At 66.0% G+C, this 15,539-nt stretch carries 12 protein-coding genes; 7 read left to right on the plus strand and 5 right to left on the minus strand.

Translation table 11 applies throughout. The features are described from left to right. Positions 1–146 precede the first annotated feature (146 nt). The gene (locus O0K41_RS11390; protein WP_088436954.1) at positions 147–1,751 is read left to right on the plus strand and encodes a hypothetical protein; all 1,605 of its coding nucleotides are present in this window, start codon (positions 147–149) and stop codon (positions 1,749–1,751) included. A gap of 79 nt (positions 1,752–1,830) precedes the next feature. Here the strand turns inward: O0K41_RS11390 and O0K41_RS11395 are convergent, their stop codons facing one another. Next, positions 1,831–2,541, minus strand: a complete 711-nt coding sequence (locus tag O0K41_RS11395) for a glutathione S-transferase (protein ID WP_049451221.1) — start codon at positions 2,539–2,541, stop codon at positions 1,831–1,833. A gap of 170 nt (positions 2,542–2,711) precedes the next feature. Here O0K41_RS11395 and O0K41_RS11400 point away from each other — a divergent pair, with 170 nt between their 5' ends. Continuing rightward, a complete protein-coding gene (locus tag O0K41_RS11400; RefSeq protein WP_164223289.1) occupies positions 2,712–3,533 on the plus strand; it encodes a DUF3014 domain-containing protein in 822 nt (273 codons plus the stop codon). A 181-nt stretch (positions 3,534–3,714) separates the two neighbouring features. Then, a complete protein-coding gene (clpB, locus tag O0K41_RS11405) occupies positions 3,715–6,300 on the plus strand; it encodes an ATP-dependent chaperone ClpB (protein WP_012481080.1) in 2,586 nt (861 codons plus the stop codon). Positions 6,301–6,372: 72 nt separating this feature from the next. Here the strand turns inward: clpB and O0K41_RS11410 are convergent, their stop codons facing one another. The 3 genes from O0K41_RS11410 to O0K41_RS11420 all read right to left on the minus strand — a co-directional run bounded on the left by O0K41_RS11410 (position 6,373) and on the right by O0K41_RS11420 (position 9,337). Then, positions 6,373–7,173 carry a MipA/OmpV family protein gene (locus O0K41_RS11410; RefSeq protein WP_005410774.1) on the minus strand — a complete coding sequence of 267 codons (801 nt, stop codon included), beginning with the start codon at positions 7,171–7,173 and terminating at the stop codon, positions 6,373–6,375. Between the two features lie 140 nt (positions 7,174–7,313). Next, entirely contained in the window at positions 7,314–8,603 is a 1,290-nt protein-coding gene (locus O0K41_RS11415; protein WP_049451217.1) for an ATP-binding protein, read from the minus strand. Continuing rightward, entirely contained in the window at positions 8,600–9,337 is a 738-nt protein-coding gene (locus O0K41_RS11420; RefSeq protein ID WP_005414287.1) for a response regulator transcription factor, read from the minus strand. The genes O0K41_RS11415 and O0K41_RS11420 overlap by 4 nt, the downstream gene beginning before the upstream one ends. A 182-nt stretch (positions 9,338–9,519) precedes the next feature. Here O0K41_RS11420 and O0K41_RS11425 point away from each other — a divergent pair, with 182 nt between their 5' ends. Next, positions 9,520–10,809, plus strand: coding sequence for an aminotransferase class V-fold PLP-dependent enzyme (locus O0K41_RS11425; protein ID WP_308304507.1), 1,290 nt, complete (start codon positions 9,520–9,522; stop codon positions 10,807–10,809). A gap of 526 nt (positions 10,810–11,335) precedes the next feature. Here the strand turns inward: O0K41_RS11425 and ybaL are convergent. Next, positions 11,336–13,033, minus strand: coding sequence for a YbaL family putative K(+) efflux transporter (gene ybaL, locus O0K41_RS11430; protein WP_149501297.1), 1,698 nt, complete (start codon positions 13,031–13,033; stop codon positions 11,336–11,338). 382 nt (positions 13,034–13,415) lie between these two features. On the opposite strand from ybaL, the gene O0K41_RS11435 reads away from it, so the two are divergent. The 3 genes from O0K41_RS11435 to O0K41_RS11445 all read left to right on the plus strand — a co-directional run bounded on the left by O0K41_RS11435 (position 13,416) and on the right by O0K41_RS11445 (position 15,480). Then, positions 13,416–13,994 (plus strand): hypothetical protein, encoded by a 579-nt coding sequence (locus O0K41_RS11435; RefSeq protein ID WP_237398625.1) that lies wholly within the window; start codon positions 13,416–13,418, stop codon positions 13,992–13,994. Continuing rightward, positions 13,975–14,472, plus strand: coding sequence for a hypothetical protein (locus tag O0K41_RS11440; protein ID WP_164223115.1), 498 nt, complete (start codon positions 13,975–13,977; stop codon positions 14,470–14,472). The genes O0K41_RS11435 and O0K41_RS11440 overlap by 20 nt, the downstream gene beginning before the upstream one ends. 156 nt (positions 14,473–14,628) lie before the next feature. Continuing rightward, positions 14,629–15,480, plus strand: coding sequence for a hypothetical protein (locus tag O0K41_RS11445; protein WP_239503596.1), 852 nt, complete (start codon positions 14,629–14,631; stop codon positions 15,478–15,480). The last annotated feature ends 59 nt before the right edge of the window (positions 15,481–15,539 follow it).

Consider the following 15,539-nt stretch of genomic DNA (forward strand, 5'->3'; position numbering starts at 1 on the left):
GCCCACCCCCTGAGGTCCGCCGTCCGCGACCAACCCAGCCACGAGGGGCTCCGCCGTTGGCTGGAACCCATCATTCCACGACGGAATTGGCGCGCTGGCCCCGCTGGGCCTACCATCGGCGGTCCCCACCCCCCACCGCCCCTTCCATGTCCGCTCCCGCTTCCGCCGCACCGCGTCGCTGGTTCGTCGCCGGCGACTTCAACGGCTTCTTCGGCCTGGTCGTCGATAACCTCTCCATCCTCGGCTTCATCGCCATGGCCCTGGTCGGGATCTTCCAGTTCCCCGCCGACGTGGTGTTCGGCCGCATGTTCCCCGGCACCGCCTTCGGCGTGCTGGTCGGCAACCTGCTGTACACCCTGATGGCGCGCCGGCTGGCCGCGCGTACCGGCCGCGACGATGTCACCGCCATGCCGCTCGGCCTGGATGCACCGACCAGCATCGGCATGGCGCTGCTGGTGCTCGGCCCGGCCTTCATCGCGTTCAAGCAGCAGGGCATGGACCCGCACGCTGCGGGCATCGCCACCTGGCAGCTGGGCATGGCCGCGCTGGTCATCATGGGCGTGCTCAAGTTCGTGTTGTCGTTCTTCGGCGAAGCGGTCACCCGCGCGCTGCCGCGTGCCGCGCTGCTGGGTTCCATTGCCGGCATCGCGCTGGTGCTGATGGGCCTGCTGCCGCTGCTGGAAACGCTGCGCTCGCCGCTGGTCGGCTTCACCACGCTCGGTTTGCTGCTGTACGTGCTGATCGCCAAGGGAAAGCTGCCGGTGCGTGGCCCGGGCGTGCTGCTGGCCTTCGTGTTCGGCACCGTGCTGTACTACGGCCTCGGCCTGGCCGGGCTGGGCGCACCCGGCTTCCATGTACCGGAGTGGGTGCCGCCGCAGGTGGTGCTGCCGCTGCCGACACTGGGCTTCCTCGACGGCCTGCCCACCGCGATGACCTACCTGCCGCTGCTGCTGCCGTTCGGCCTGCTGATGGTGGTCGGTGGCATCAACGTCTCTGAAAGCGCGCGCGCAGCCGGCGACGACTACCGCACCCGCGACATCCTGCTGGTGGAAGCGGTGGCCACGCTGGTGGCCGGCGTCTGTGGCGGCGTGGCGCAGACCACGCCCTACATCGGCCAGCCGGCCTACAAGCACATGGGTGCGCGCAGCGGCTACACGCTACTGACCGGCCTGTTCGTCGGCATCGGCGGCATGCTCGGCATCATCTCCGGGCTGGTGCAGTGGCTGCCGCTGGCGGTGCTGGCACCGATCATCGTGTACGTGGCCATCGACATCACCACCCAGGCCTTCCAGGCCACGCCGCGTCACCACACCGGTGCGATGGTGTTCGGTTTCCTGCCGTCGGTGGCGTACCTGCTGGCGATCAAGGCACCCGGCTGGATCGCGCCGGACCAGCTGCCGCAGCTGCTGACCAAGCTCGACGGCCATGGCCTGCCCGAGCTGGCGGTGATCTTCACCCTCGGCAACGGCTTCATCATCACCTCGATGCTGTGGATTTCGGCGGTGGCGGCGATGGTCGATGGCCGCCTGCGCCGTGCCTGCGGCTTCCTGCTGGTGGCTGCGGTGCTGACCCTGTTCGGCCTGATCCACTCGGTGGATCCGCGTGGTGGCATCTACCTGCCGTGGGAGCTGGACGGCCTGGCGCGCATCATCAGCTGGCAGTTCGCTGGTGCCTACGTGGCACTGGCGTTGCTGCTGGGGTTGCTTTCGCTGCAGAAGCAGCCGGTGCAGCCGCTGGGTGAAAACAACTGACCCAACGGTAGTGCCGGCCGCTGGCCGGCATCCTCATGGGCTTCGGTCGGATCGTGCAGCTGCCGGCCAGCGGCCGGCACTACCGCTCTCCATCCAGTTCCGGGTAGTGGCGGAAGATGCCGTTGGTGTTGAACGGCAACCGCCGCTCCGAAGCCAGATAGGCGGCGATGTTCGGCCGCTTTGCCACCCGCTCCTGCAGCGCACGCAGCAGGGGCAGGGTGGGGCCGAGCGCCTGCATGCGGCGCGGGAACATGTAGTCCAGCCCGCTCAGCAGCTGGAACAGCGACAGATCTACATAGGAATGCTCGCGCAGTGCGTGGCGGCCACCATTGGCGGCCAGCACCTGCTCGAAGTAGCCGAGGAACTTCGGCAGCCGTTCGCCACGCAGGGAGGCGGCCCGTGCCTTGGCTTCGGTCTTCTGCTGCTCGTAGTACTTCGATGCAGCAATTGGATGGTGGGTGTCGTGCACCTCGGCTACCAGATCAGCGATGGTCAGCTGCAACTGCAGCGCCTGCACCCGCCGCGAGGCCGCATGCGGCACCAGGTCCAGCGTCGGGCCGAGGAAATCCAGGATCGCGGCGACCTGTGCAATGACCTGGCGGCCCGCCTTCAGGAATGGCGGCGCGAAGGGCTGCGCACCTTCACTGCTGCCATCGAGAAACGGCTGCATCACCGCATCGCCGTGCACCCGCGCCATGTCGATGTAGTCGGCACCGGCATCCTCCAGCGCCAGCCGCACGAACTCGCCACGGCCCTGGATGCCGGTCCAGTAATACAGCGCGTACTGCATGGCAGTGCCTCCACAGAACAAGGCTCACAGCCTCGCGCGCTGCATGCAAAGCAAGTGTGAGCACGGCCTTGCTGCAGGCCTCAACCCGAACGGCAGCGGAACAGGCGGGGAACCGGCTGCAATCGGTGGGGTCACACCTTCACCATGCGTGTGAAACGAGGTGCTGCATCATGCAGAGTGGAAAGGCGGTATGGCCCTGGGTGTTGGGCGTGGTGGTAATCGGTGGCGCGGGAGGTTGGCTGTTCCGCGATCAGCTGAAGCGCCTGGCAGACGGTGTTTCGGTGCCGGTGCAATCAACCCCCGCCAGTACCAGCGCGCCGCCACAACCGCAGGCGGCCGCGGAACCCGCGCCAGCACCGCCCGCGATCAAGCATCCGCTGGATACCGAGGCCGCCGCCGATCCGGCGCTGCCCAAGCTGGCTGACAGCGATACGGCCGCCTGGGGTGCATTGAGCCAGTTGTTCCAGGGCGAGGGGCCATTGACCCTGCTGCTGCGTGATCACCTGATCCAGCGCCTGGTTACCCAGCTCGACAACGTGGACAAGCCCAGCGTGCCGCCGACTGCGCTGGCCGCGCGGCCGCTGCCGGGCAACCTGCAGGTCGAGCCGGGCGAGGGTGGCGAACGCATCGCCGCCAGCAACGCGGCGCGCTATGCGCCCTACGTGCAGGCCTTCACCGCGCTGGACCCGGCGGCAACGGCTACCGCCTACAAGCGCTTCTATCCGCTGATCCAGCAGGCCTATGTGGACCTGGGCCGGCCCGACGGGTACTTCAACGACCGCCTGGTCGCGGTGATCGACCACCTGCTGGACACCCCGGAACTGGCGCAGCCCCCGGCGGTGCAGCGCGATGAACGCGGCCGCTACCGCTTTGTCGATCCCACCCTGCAGTCGCGCTCGATCGGGCAGAAGGCGCTGCTGCGGATGGATGCCGCCCAGGCGCGGGCGGTCAAGCAGCAGCTGCGGGCGATCCGCAGCGCGATCACCCGCTGAGCCCGTTCACCGCGTAGAACTGATCGGGATCAACGCGCCGACCACACCGGTTCCGGCATGCTGGCCGAAGCCTGACTGGCCTCGGGGTGCAGTCGCAGCCACCCTTGAAACCGGGTGGGGCAACCGCATCTTTCCAGCATCGCCGGCGCGGGCCGGCCCTGATGACCGATGAGGATTCGCAATGCGGATGGACAAGCTCACCTCGCGTTTCCAGCAGGCGCTGGCAGACGCACAGTCGCTGGCCGTGGGCCGCGACAACAGCATCATCGAACCGGTTCACCTGTTCAGCGCGCTGCTGGACCAGCAGGGCGGCAGCACGCGTCCGCTGCTGGCCCAGGCCGGGGTGAACGTGCCGGTGCTGCGCGAGCGCCTGACCGAGGCGCTGGATGCGCTGCCGAAGGTGTCCGGCCAGGCTGGCAACGTCTCGATGGGCAACGACCTGGGGCGCCTGCTGAACCAGACCGACAAGCTGGCCCAGCAGCACGGGGATGCCTTCATTGCCAGCGAGTGGTTCGTGCTGGCGGCGCTGGACGACGGCGGCACGCTGGGCATGGCGCTGCGCGCCGCCGGTGCCGACAAGACCCGCCTGCAGGCGGCGATCGACAAGCTGCGCGGCGGCGAGAACGTGCAGTCGGAGAATGCCGAGGAACAGCGCCAGGCGCTGGAGAAATACACCATCGACCTGACCGCGCGTGCCGAGAGCGGCAAGCTCGACCCGGTGATCGGCCGTGACGAGGAAATCCGCCGCACCATCCAGGTGCTGCAGCGCCGGACCAAGAACAACCCGGTGCTGATCGGCGAACCCGGCGTGGGCAAGACCGCGATCGTGGAAGGGCTGGCCCAGCGCATCATCAACGACGAAGTGCCCGAAGGCCTGCGCGGCAAGCGCGTGCTGTCGCTGGACATGGGCGCGCTGATTGCCGGGGCCAAGTTCCGCGGCGAATTCGAGGAGCGCCTGAAGGGCGTGCTCAACGACCTGGCCAAGAACGAAGGCCAGATCATCCTGTTCATCGACGAACTGCACACCATGGTCGGCGCCGGCAAGGCCGATGGCGCGATGGATGCCGGCAACATGCTGAAGCCAGCGCTGGCACGCGGCGAGCTGCACTGCATCGGCGCCACCACGCTGGACGAATACCGCAAGTACATCGAGAAGGATGCTGCGCTGGAGCGTCGCTTCCAGAAGGTGTTCGTGGGCGAGCCGTCGGTGGAGGACACCATCGCGATCCTGCGCGGCCTGAAGGAAAAGTACGCCGTGCACCACGGCGTGGAGATCACCGATCCGGCCATCGTCGCGGCTGCGACGTTGTCCAACCGCTACATCACCGACCGCCAGCTGCCGGACAAGGCCATCGACCTGATGGACGAAGCCGCCTCGCGACTGCGCATGGAGATCGACTCCAAGCCGGAAGAGCTGGACCGCCTTGAGCGCCGGGTGATCCAGCTGAAGATCCAGCGCGAGATGCTGAAGAAGGAGAAGGACGAAGCCTCGCGGCAGCGCCTGGCCGACCTGGAGAACGACATCGACGGGCTGGAGCGCGAGTTCTCCGACCTCAATGAAATCTGGAAGTCGGAGAAGGCCGCGCTGCAGGGCGCGACCAAGATCAAGGAACAGGTCGAGCAGGCCAAGCTGGAGCTGGAGGCCGCGCAGCGCCGCCAGGATTTCGCCAAGATGAGCGAGATCCAGTACGGGCTGCTGCCGCAGCTGGAAAAGCAGCTGGCCGCGGCCCAGGAGGCCGAGCACAAGGACTTCAAGCTGGTGCAGGACCGCGTGACCGACGAGGAGATTGCCGAAGTCGTATCGCGCTGGACCGGCATCCCGGTCAACAAGATGCTCGAAGGCGAGCGCGACAAGCTGTTGCGCATGGAAGAGGTGCTGCACAACCGCGTGGTCGGCCAGGAAGAAGCGATCAAGGTCGTCTCCGATGCCGTGCGCCGTTCGCGTGCGGGCCTGTCCGATCCGAATCGCCCGGCCGGCTCGTTCCTGTTCCTCGGCCCGACCGGCGTCGGCAAGACCGAGCTGTGCAAGTCGCTGGCCGAATTCCTGTTCGACAGTGCCGACGCGATGATCCGCATCGACATGAGCGAATTCATGGAGAAGCACAGCGTCGCCCGCCTGATCGGCGCGCCTCCGGGCTACGTCGGCTACGAGGAAGGTGGCTACCTGACCGAGGCCGTGCGTCGCCGTCCGTACTCGCTGATACTGCTGGACGAAGTGGAGAAGGCGCATCCGGATGTGTTCAACATCCTGCTGCAGGTGCTGGACGATGGCCGCCTGACCGATGGACAGGGCCGTACCGTGGACTTCCGCAACACCGTCATCGTGATGACCTCGAACCTGGGCTCGCACCAGATCCAGGACATGAGCGCCGACGACAGTCCGGAGGCCTACACGCAGATGAAGGCGGCGGTGATGGGCGTGGTACAGGCGCACTTCCGTCCGGAGTTCATCAACCGCCTGGACGACATCGTGGTGTTCCACCCGCTGGACAAGCAGCAGATCAAGCAGATCGCGCGCATCCAGATGCGTGGGCTTGAGAAGCGGCTGGCCGAGCGCGGGTTGAAGCTGGCGGTCTCCGATGCGGCGTTCGACCTGCTCGGCAACGTCGGCTTCGATCCGGTCTATGGCGCGCGCCCGTTGAAGCGTGCAATCCAGTCGCAGCTGGAGAATCCGCTGGCACAGCAGATCCTGTCGGGTGCTTTCGTCAACGGCGATACCATCGAAGTCGGAAACGACGGCGGCCGCCTGGTATTCGCCAAAGCGTGATTCACACGGGGCGCTGCCTGGCCGCAGCGCCCCGTTTCCTGCGAAGTGGGCCGGGCCATGCCCGGCGCTCACTCAGAAGCGGTGCGTATAGCCGCTCATCAAGCCGAACTGGTTCGCCTTCTGCACGATCGGGCTGTCGGCGGCATCACCGAGCAGGCGCGTGCCTTCGGCCGAGATGTACCAGTTGCCGTTGCGGCCCACGCGGTGGCTCCACTTCAGGCCGACACCGGCACTGACCAGGCCGGCCTTTGGCTTGTGCTCGGCAAAGCCGGTGCGCGCCGCCTGTTCCGGGCTGACGCCGTACCAGGTCTGCATGTAGCCGCGGTTGCCGTAGTCGGTGGACACGCTGCCGCTGACCACGCCGCCGGCCAGGTCGAACAGCGGCATGCTCAGGTTCAGATGGATCTGCTGGGTGGCCAGGCCGTTCTCTGCCTTGTCCTCGTCCTTGCGGGTGAACTGCCAGGAGCCGCTCAGCACGGCTTCGCCCAGCGTATAACCAGCCGAGACGCCGACCAGGGGACGGGCATCGATATCACCCATGCCGCGCAGGAAGTCGGAACCGCCGAGCAGCGAGTCCTTTTCCTTGCGGATGCCGCTGGCGCCGACATACGCGCGCACGCGGGTGTGCTCGCCGATGGAGGTGCCCCAGCCAATGCCACTGGTGCCCAGAAACCATCCACCCGGCGAGGTGACATCAAAGGACAACGACGGCGTCGCACGATACTCCTCGCTGCCGCTGTAGCGCGGCGCCACGCCACCGCCGGCAGCGACCTCGAAGGTCCAGTGGTCATCCTTGGCGTGGGCGATCGGTGCGGCGAACAGCGGCAACAGGGCCAAGCAGAGCAGGGCGGGGGAACGGCGAAGCTGGGACATGGAAACTCTCGACAATGGGAGGAAGGCAGCACGCGCATCCGGCGAGTGCTGCAGGGTCGCTAGCGTGGCGATACGCCGGCGACCGATCCGTCCGCAGTTGTGCGGGAGTTGTAATCAACTGTAATCGCGCCCAGGGGCGTTCAGCTGGCAGCCAGCGGCCAGTGCATTTCCATGCGCGCGCCGCCCAACGTGGCGCGGCTGATGCGAAGCTCGCCGCCGTGGCGGACGGCAATGCGGCTGACGATGGCCAGGCCCAGGCCGAAGCCCCCCGTATCGCGGCTGCGGCTGTCATCCAGGCGGGTGAACGGGCGCATCACCTTCTCGCGATCGGCTTCGGCAATGCCGGGACCGTCGTCATCCACACGCAGGCAGGCGCGGCCGCTGACACCGACCAGCGAGACTTCCACCTGCGAACGCGCATGGCGCAGCGCATTGCCCACCAGATTGCTGAGTGCCAGCTGCAGCAGGCGCGGCTCGGCATCCACCCGTGGCAACGCGCTGGGCTGCACGCGCAGTATCACGCCGGCACGTTCGGCATCGCGGCGCGCATCGGCCAGGCAGGCCTGCAGCCAGTCGTTGGCTTCGATGCGCTGCATCGGCTCGCCCTCGCTGGGATGCTCCAGCCGTTCGTAAGCCAGCAGTTCGCTGACCAGCCGGTTGAGTTCGGCCAGATCGCCGTGCAGGCCCCGCGCCAGCCGTTCGCGGCGTTCGCGGTCATCGCTGTCCTGCATCAGGTCCAGGCCGAAGGCCACGCGCGCGATCGGCGTGCGCAGCTCGTGCGAGATCGCATGGGTCAGGTCGCGTTGGCGCTGCACCAGTTCGGCCACGCGTGCCGCCATGCGGTTGGAGTGGTCGACGATGACCCGGATCTGCGAGCGTGGCGAGACCTGGGCACGTGCCTGCAGATCGCCCGAACCGATGCGGTCGGCATGCCGGCGCAGCGCTTCCAGGTCGCGCCAGAGCAGGCGCACCCACGCGTACAGGCTGGCGCCCACCAGCAGCAGGATGCTGAGGTAGGCGGCGATGGTCATGTACGTCGTCATCTGCACCGCGCCAGGCAGGCGCAGGTGCAGCCAGCGGCCATCGCTGCCCTCGATGGGCAGCAGGACCTGCTGGTATTGATCGCGCACGATGAAACCATCGGCCTTCACGGCCACCTGTTCCTGCGCGTCGAGTGCGGGAGGTTTGTCGAGCAGGGTCAGGGCGATGCCGTAGTGTGGTTGCCACTGCTGCAGGCGCTCACGCTGCTGGTCGGCATCCAGGCCGGCCAGGCCACTGCGCAGGGCGTACACCTGACCACGCACCTGCTGGACGAAGATGCGATCCTGCACGGGCGTGTAGATGCCGTCCAGGATGTGGTTGAGGAAGAACACCGACACCAGGAAGCAGGCACCCGTGATAAACCACAACCACAGGAACAGCCGCTTCATGCCGTCCAGGCCGACGGATTGAACTGGTAGCCACGGCCCCACACGGTCTTGATCCGCCGCGGTTCGCGCGCATCATCGCCGAGCTTGCGGCGCAGCTTGCCGATGCTGACATCGACACTGCGGTCCAGGCCGTCAAAGCCGATGCCGCGCACCGCCTGCAGGATCTGGTCGCGCGACAGGATCTGCCCCGGCTGGCTGGCCAGCAGCCACAGGATCTCGAATTCCGTGGTGCCCAGCTCGACCGGCTGACCGTGCAGGTGCACTTCGCGCTGCATGCGGTCGATCAGCAGTTCGCCATGCATCAGACGGCTGGGTGTGCCGGTGTTGCTGCTGCCATGGCGGCGGCGCAGCAGGGCGCGCAGGCGGGCGAGCAGCAGGCGCGGCTCGATCGGTTTGTGCACATAGTCATCGGCGCCCGATTCCAGGCCCAGCACCTGCTCGATGTCGTCTTCGCAGGCGGTCAGCATCAGGATCGGCACGTCGGAGAAGCTGCGGATCTGCCGGCACACGTCGATGCCGCCGAGGCCGGGCAGCATCAGGTCCAGTACCACCAGCTCGGGCGCATGCTGGCGGCAGGCCGCGCCGGCAAGGTCACCGCGCGCCACATGCTGCACGGCGAAACCATGTTCGTGGAGATAGTCGCTGACCAGTTCGGCCAGGCGACGGTCGTCCTCCACCAACAAGACCTGGGTCGGGGTACCGTTGGCGGTGGGTGTCCAGGGGGATGGCTGCATGCGCGTGGGGCCTCCGTGCCCGGGCAGGAGCGCCCGGCGGCGAAGCCTATCAACGCCCCGTGACCGCTGCCTGAATCGCGGCCAACCTGATAACCCCCGGTATGGACGTCATCGCCAGCAGCTTTCAGCGGCGGGCGACGGCTGGCCTATGGTGGCGGTTTCCCCGGATGGAGCCTGGCGCAATGAGCGACCCGCAGTGGCAACTGGAAACCCTGGCCGTGCACGGCGGCTACCGTCCCGACCCGACTACCCGCGCGGTGGCGGTGCCGATCTACCAGACGGTGGCGTATGCCTTCGATGACACCCAGCACGGTGCCGACCTGTTCGACCTGAAGGTACCGGGCAATATCTATACGCGCATCATGAACCCCACCACCGACGTGCTGGAGCAGCGCCTGACCGCGCTGGAAGGCGGCATCGGCGCGCTGGCGCTGGCCTCGGGGCAGGCCGCGATCACCTATGCCATCCAGACCATTGCAGAGGCCGGCGACAACATCGTTGCCTCCAGCGCGCTGTACGGCGGCAGCCTCAACCTGCTGGCGCACACCCTGCCGCAATACGGCATCCAGGCGCGCTTCGCCGACCCGGCCGATCCTTCTGCGTTCGCCGCGCTGATCGACGAGCGCACCAAGGCGGTGTTCGTCGAATCGATCGGCAACCCGCGCGGCAACGTCACCGACATCGCTGCGATTGCGGAGGTCGCGCATGCCGCTGGCGTGCCGCTGATCGTCGACAACACTGTGGCCACGCCGTTCCTGCTGCGCCCATTCGAGCACGGCGCCGACATCGTGGTGCATTCGCTGACCAAGTATCTGGGCGGCCACGGCACCAGCCTCGGCGGCGCGATCATCGATTCCGGCCGCTTCGACTGGACCGCACAGCCCCAACGCTTCGCGCGGCTCAACCAGCCCGACCCCAGCTACCACGGCGTGGTCTATACCGAAGCCCTGGGGCCAGCGGCCTACATCGGCCGCGCGCGGGTGGTGCCGCTGCGCAATACCGGCGCGGCGCTGTCGCCGTTCAATGCGTTCCTGATCCTGCAGGGCATCGAGACCCTGGCCCTGCGCATGGAACGCATCAACGCCAACGCACTGGCCGTCGCGCAGTTCCTGAAGTCGCACGCTAAGGTGGCGTGGGTGCGCTATGCCGGGCTGGCCGACGATCCCGAGCACGCCGCCGCGCAGCGCTATCTGGGTGGGCACGGCTCGGGCGTGCTGACCTTCGGCCTGCCGGGCGGGCGTGAGGCAGGCGCACGTTTCCTTGACGCGCTGAAATTGTTCACCCGCCTGGTCAACCTGGGCGATGCGAAGTCACTGGCCACCCATCCCGCCTCGACCACCCACCGCCAGTTGGATGCGGCGGAGCTGGCCAAGGCCGGCGTCAGTGAGGACACCGTGCGGCTGTCGATCGGCATTGAACATATCGGCGACCTGCGTGCCGACCTGGAACAGGCCCTGGCCGGCGCCAGATAGCCACACGCTTAGTCGTCATCGCCACAGGCGATCACCACCGGTGCCGCGATGCGCTACGGTGGAACTGCCTCTCCAAGGCGTGGCAACGTGGCGATCCAGATCCCCGGTCGATGCGGGTCGACCGGGGATTTTTTTGTTTCCGAGGTCAGATCCGTTTTCCTGTGGAAAATGGATCTGACCCCATGCACCGCCGTGTCGACCAAGGTCGACACCTACCAGAGCAGAACGCCGTTCCGGCAGATCGCAGGGATCTGTCGAAGGCGGGGTGGGTCCGGTGGCGGGAGTGTCCGCGGCATGGGCCCGAGGCATGCCTCGGGCGGGTTGGGCAGGACGCCCAACCCTGGTCTTGCCGTTTGTGCAAGGACTGCACACACGAGCAAGCCGCGGCCAAGCCCCCATGGAAGGGTTTACGGCGTCTCCCGCCACCGGACCCACCCCGCCATCCCACGGAATGCCTGCTTTTGCCGTTGCAGTTGAAGTTGCTCCAGCAGGTGCAGGGCTGCAAGCCCTGCCGCACGCACACCCCTCACACCACCGGAATACTGTGCTGGCCCAACCCGCGATACGGCGGCGTGGCCATCACCATCTCCGCCAGCGAATACGCCAGCTCACGTTCGGCCATCACTGTGCCATCCGCACCGTGTTCCAGCAGATGCTTCACCTCGGCGTCGCTGTGCGCACGCGCCAGCAGGGTCAGGTCCGGGTTGATCGCCCGCAGCTTGGCCAGCGCCTCACCGGCTTCCAGCGGCTGCGGAATCGCCAGCACCGCGATCTTCGCGCGTTCCGGATGGGCCTCGGCCAGCACCCGGTCGGCAGCGGCACTGCCGCGGATCGCCGCCAGGCCCTTGGCGTGCGCCTGCTCGACGTGTTCCTTGTTGTCATCGATCACCAGCACCGGCACGCCACGGTCGCGCAGCACCTGCGCCAGTTCGCTGCCGACCCGGCCATAGCCGATCACGATGGCGTGGTCATGCAGGTCGCGCGACGGGCCGATCGCTTCGGCCGGCTCGGGTACCTGCGGAGACTGCTCCTGCTTGGCCTGCCAACGGTCGAGCAGGCCGAACACCAGCGGGTTGAGCATGATCGACACCAGTGCCCCGGCCAGCACCAGCGACTGGCCTTCCTTCGGCAGGATCTGCAGCGCCACGCCGAGGCCAGCGATGATGAAGGCGAACTCGCCGATCTGCGCCAGGCTGGCCGAGATGGTCAGCGCGGTGCTGGTCGGGTGGCCGAACGCACGCACGATGAAGAACGCGGCGGCCGACTTGCCGAACATGATGATCAGCACCGTGGCCAGCACCTGCCACGGGTGCTGCACGATGATGTTGGGGTCGAACAGCATGCCGACCGACACAAAGAACAACACCGCGAACGCATCGCGCAGCGGCAGCGAATCATGCGCGGCCTTGTGGCTCAGTTCTGATTCGTTGAGCAGCATGCCGGCGAAGAACGCGCCCAGCGCGAACGAGACGCCGAACAGCATCGCCGAGCCGAACGCCACGCCCAGCGCGATCGCCAGCACGGACAGGGTGAACAGCTCACGCGAACCGGTACCGGCGATGCGTTCCAGGATCCACGGGATGACCCGGCGCCCGACCACCAGCATCACCGCCACGAACAGGCCCAGCTGCACGAAGGTCCAGCCGATGTCGGCCAGCACGCTGCCCAGCGAGTGCGATTCCTTGGCCGCGTCGGGGCCGAACACGCCGGCCATCACCGGCATCATCACCAGTGCCAGCACGCAGGCCAGGTCTTCGACGATCAGCCAGCCGACCGCGATCTTGCCGCGCATCGTCTCCAGCAGGCGGCGTTCTTCCATCGCCCGCAGCAGCACCACGGTGCTGGCGGTGGCCAGCGAGAAACCGAAGATGACGCCATGGATGGCCGGCCAGCCCATCAGCGAGGCCACGCCCCAGCCGAGCAGGGTCGCCACTGCGATCTGCCCGATGGCACCGGGAATGGCGATCGCCTTGACCGCCATCAGGTCCTTCAGCGAGAAGTGCAGGCCGACACCGAACATCAGCAGCATCACGCCCAGTTCGGCCAGCTGGTTGGCCAGCGCCTGGTCGGCGACGAAGCCGGGGGTGAACGGACCTACGCAGATGCCAGCAACCAGGTAACCGACCAGGGGAGACAAGCGGAGCTTGTTGGCCAGCGCGCCGAAGATGAAGGCGAGCCCCAGGCCAACGGCAACGATGTTGATCAGGTCGGTGTCATGGTGCATCGGCACTCGCAGGAAATCGGGGGAATGCCCCGATTTTCACCGATGCGGCCAGATACGGCAAACCCGGCCAGCGTATCGGATCGTTGCGTGGGCGGAGCCATCAGTGGCCGGCGTCCGGCCTAGCGTGTGCGGCGCGATCGAGGGTGGCGCTGTCGGGATCGGACCTGTTTTGGGGTGACCCGTTCCTCTGGACCGTGAACCGGAGCCAGGCCGACGCCACCCGAGAAAGGCACGGGAAGGGGGATGGGTTCGATGGGCAGGACGCCTGAGGTCTGGCCGAAGTTCTCCCGAGCCCCGCACGCGTCACCATGTGCTCATTGCCCCTTCTGCTTGCCAACCAGGCGGGGCCTGCTCTCTTCAGACTGCACGGGTGGATGACCGCATGAAGCTTCCCGACATTGACGTAGTGATTCAGGCGGTAGGCCAGGACACGAGTTCTGCTTCCATTTCCCGGTTGCTCCTTGAACTGGAAATCGGCGAGGTCGACTTCCGTCGCTATCCGTTCAACTTGGCCGGAAGGCGAATATGGACCGACAGCGAGGGTTCGCTGCAGTTGGAATTCAAGGACATCGGCCTGCTGAAGGACATTCCATATCACGATCTGGACGATGGCCCATGGGTGCTGACCGACGCGATCTTCTGGGGAGTCAGGAAAAACAAGCGGGCCTACGCTGGATCTTTACCCCACGGACTGAGCTTTTCCATGCTGCGTCCACATATCAGGGACCGACTTGGCGCTTTGGGTGCAGGGAACGCTGTCGAGATGGGCTTTTCTGGAGAAGTGGATATCTGGTGGGTCAGCGGTCTGGAGCTTGCGGTGGATTTTTCTGGTCCCGGAGATTCGATTCGCTGCATATCCGTTGGCATTCCGGTGGACCGTCCTGATCGCCGGGCGTACGCGCGGCGTGTGTGCTTCTCGCCCGTATGGACAAGGGACCTTGATGAATCATCCAGCCATTGAAGAGTTCATCGCTGCGATCGGCAGCGATTCAGAATCGCAGGAGCTCGAAACCATATTTTCGAGGATAGGAATCCAGCTTCAGAATCTGGATGATTTCCGCATGGGTGTCAGTGGTCACCGGATCTGGGCAGATGACGCTGCTGGACTGCAGCTTGAATTCAAGGATGCCGGTCTGGTCTCAGAGACCGCCTATCACGACATCGATGATGGCCCCTGGATGCTCACCGACGTCATCTTCTGGGGCTGGCGAAATGACACCGGCACCCAGTATGAAGGGCCGGTGCCTTTCGGCCTGAACTTCCTGATGTCCAGGGACCAGATCAGGTCGGACGTATCTGCCGAACTGGGGCCGCCAATGGTGTTTGGTCTGTCTGGTAATGTCGACGCATGGATGCTCGGAAAGCTGGAGCTGGCTGTCGACTACGACGGTGAAAGGGGAGTCCGTTGCGTCAGCCTGGGGCTTCCATCAGAGGAATGAATGGACCTACAGGCGATAACGGCCCTGTTTGGCAGAAGCGCCACTGACCCAGCCGTCTCAACGATGCTGCAATCGCTTGGCGTCAGGCGAAGGCCAGAGCTGGCCCGTCCTGCAAAATGCCCTTACGAGGCGATTCTGCGTGTGAGCGCGCGGGGCATGCTGTTCTCTTTCAGCGAGCGCAACTACTGGAACGGGCGATCCGTTGCTTCGCACGGCAAGAGCGGTGAGCTGATCTTCACCAACGTTGCGGTGACAGCCGGCATTCCGGATGTCATGCGCAGGTACGAAGGCGATCTGCCGTTTGGCCTGCAATGGGAGGACGACAGGACGACCGCTCGCGAAAGGCTAGCCACGGCGGGCTTTGGGGATAGCTTGCACGCCGGCAGGCGTGACGCGTGGTGGTTGCCTGACTACCGCATTCGTCTGACGTATCAGGCTGGATGCATCAAGCAGGCAGGAGCGTGTGGGATCTTTGATATCGGCTTGGGAATTCCCATGCGTCCGTTGGCTTGCGCACCGGCAACGCGCGAGTACCCTTCAGCGGAGCAGGTGCTCGCTGTCCTCGGCAGATCGACCGAGGACGCTGATTTCCAGGCCGTGTTCCGGGAGTTTGGTCTTGCGAGTCTGATGGCGGAGTCGAGCAGGGAGGTCGTCGATAGATCCGGCGAGCATGGCTTCATCCTGTACTTCGACAGCAAACGGGGCACGCCCGGTGGCCATCCGGTATGCACGGGTATCAGTTTCGTCCGCGATCGATTGGGAAACTCAAGAGCCTGGGCTGGGTCGCTGCCATTCGGTCTTCAGTTCGATGATCCGCCGTCCATTCTCGAAGAGCGCATTGGCCAAAGAGCCGGTCGTTGGCACGATGAACAGACATTTGGCAGCGCGAGCTGGATGCTTCCTGGTCTTCAAGTGAACGTGAATTTTGACAGTCTGGATAACTGTCTCGAGTCTGTCCGTGTGATCGCAGAAGGTCATCGCACGTCCAAGTGCCAGCCGCACGGCTGATCTTGCTCGCAGCACATAGCAAAACACCCGCCGGATCATTCCGGCGGGTGTGAGAGATG

Origin of the sequence: Stenotrophomonas sp. Sm2128 (assembly GCF_030985535.1) — a bacterium.
Lineage (GTDB): Bacteria > Pseudomonadota > Gammaproteobacteria > Xanthomonadales > Xanthomonadaceae > Stenotrophomonas > Stenotrophomonas maltophilia.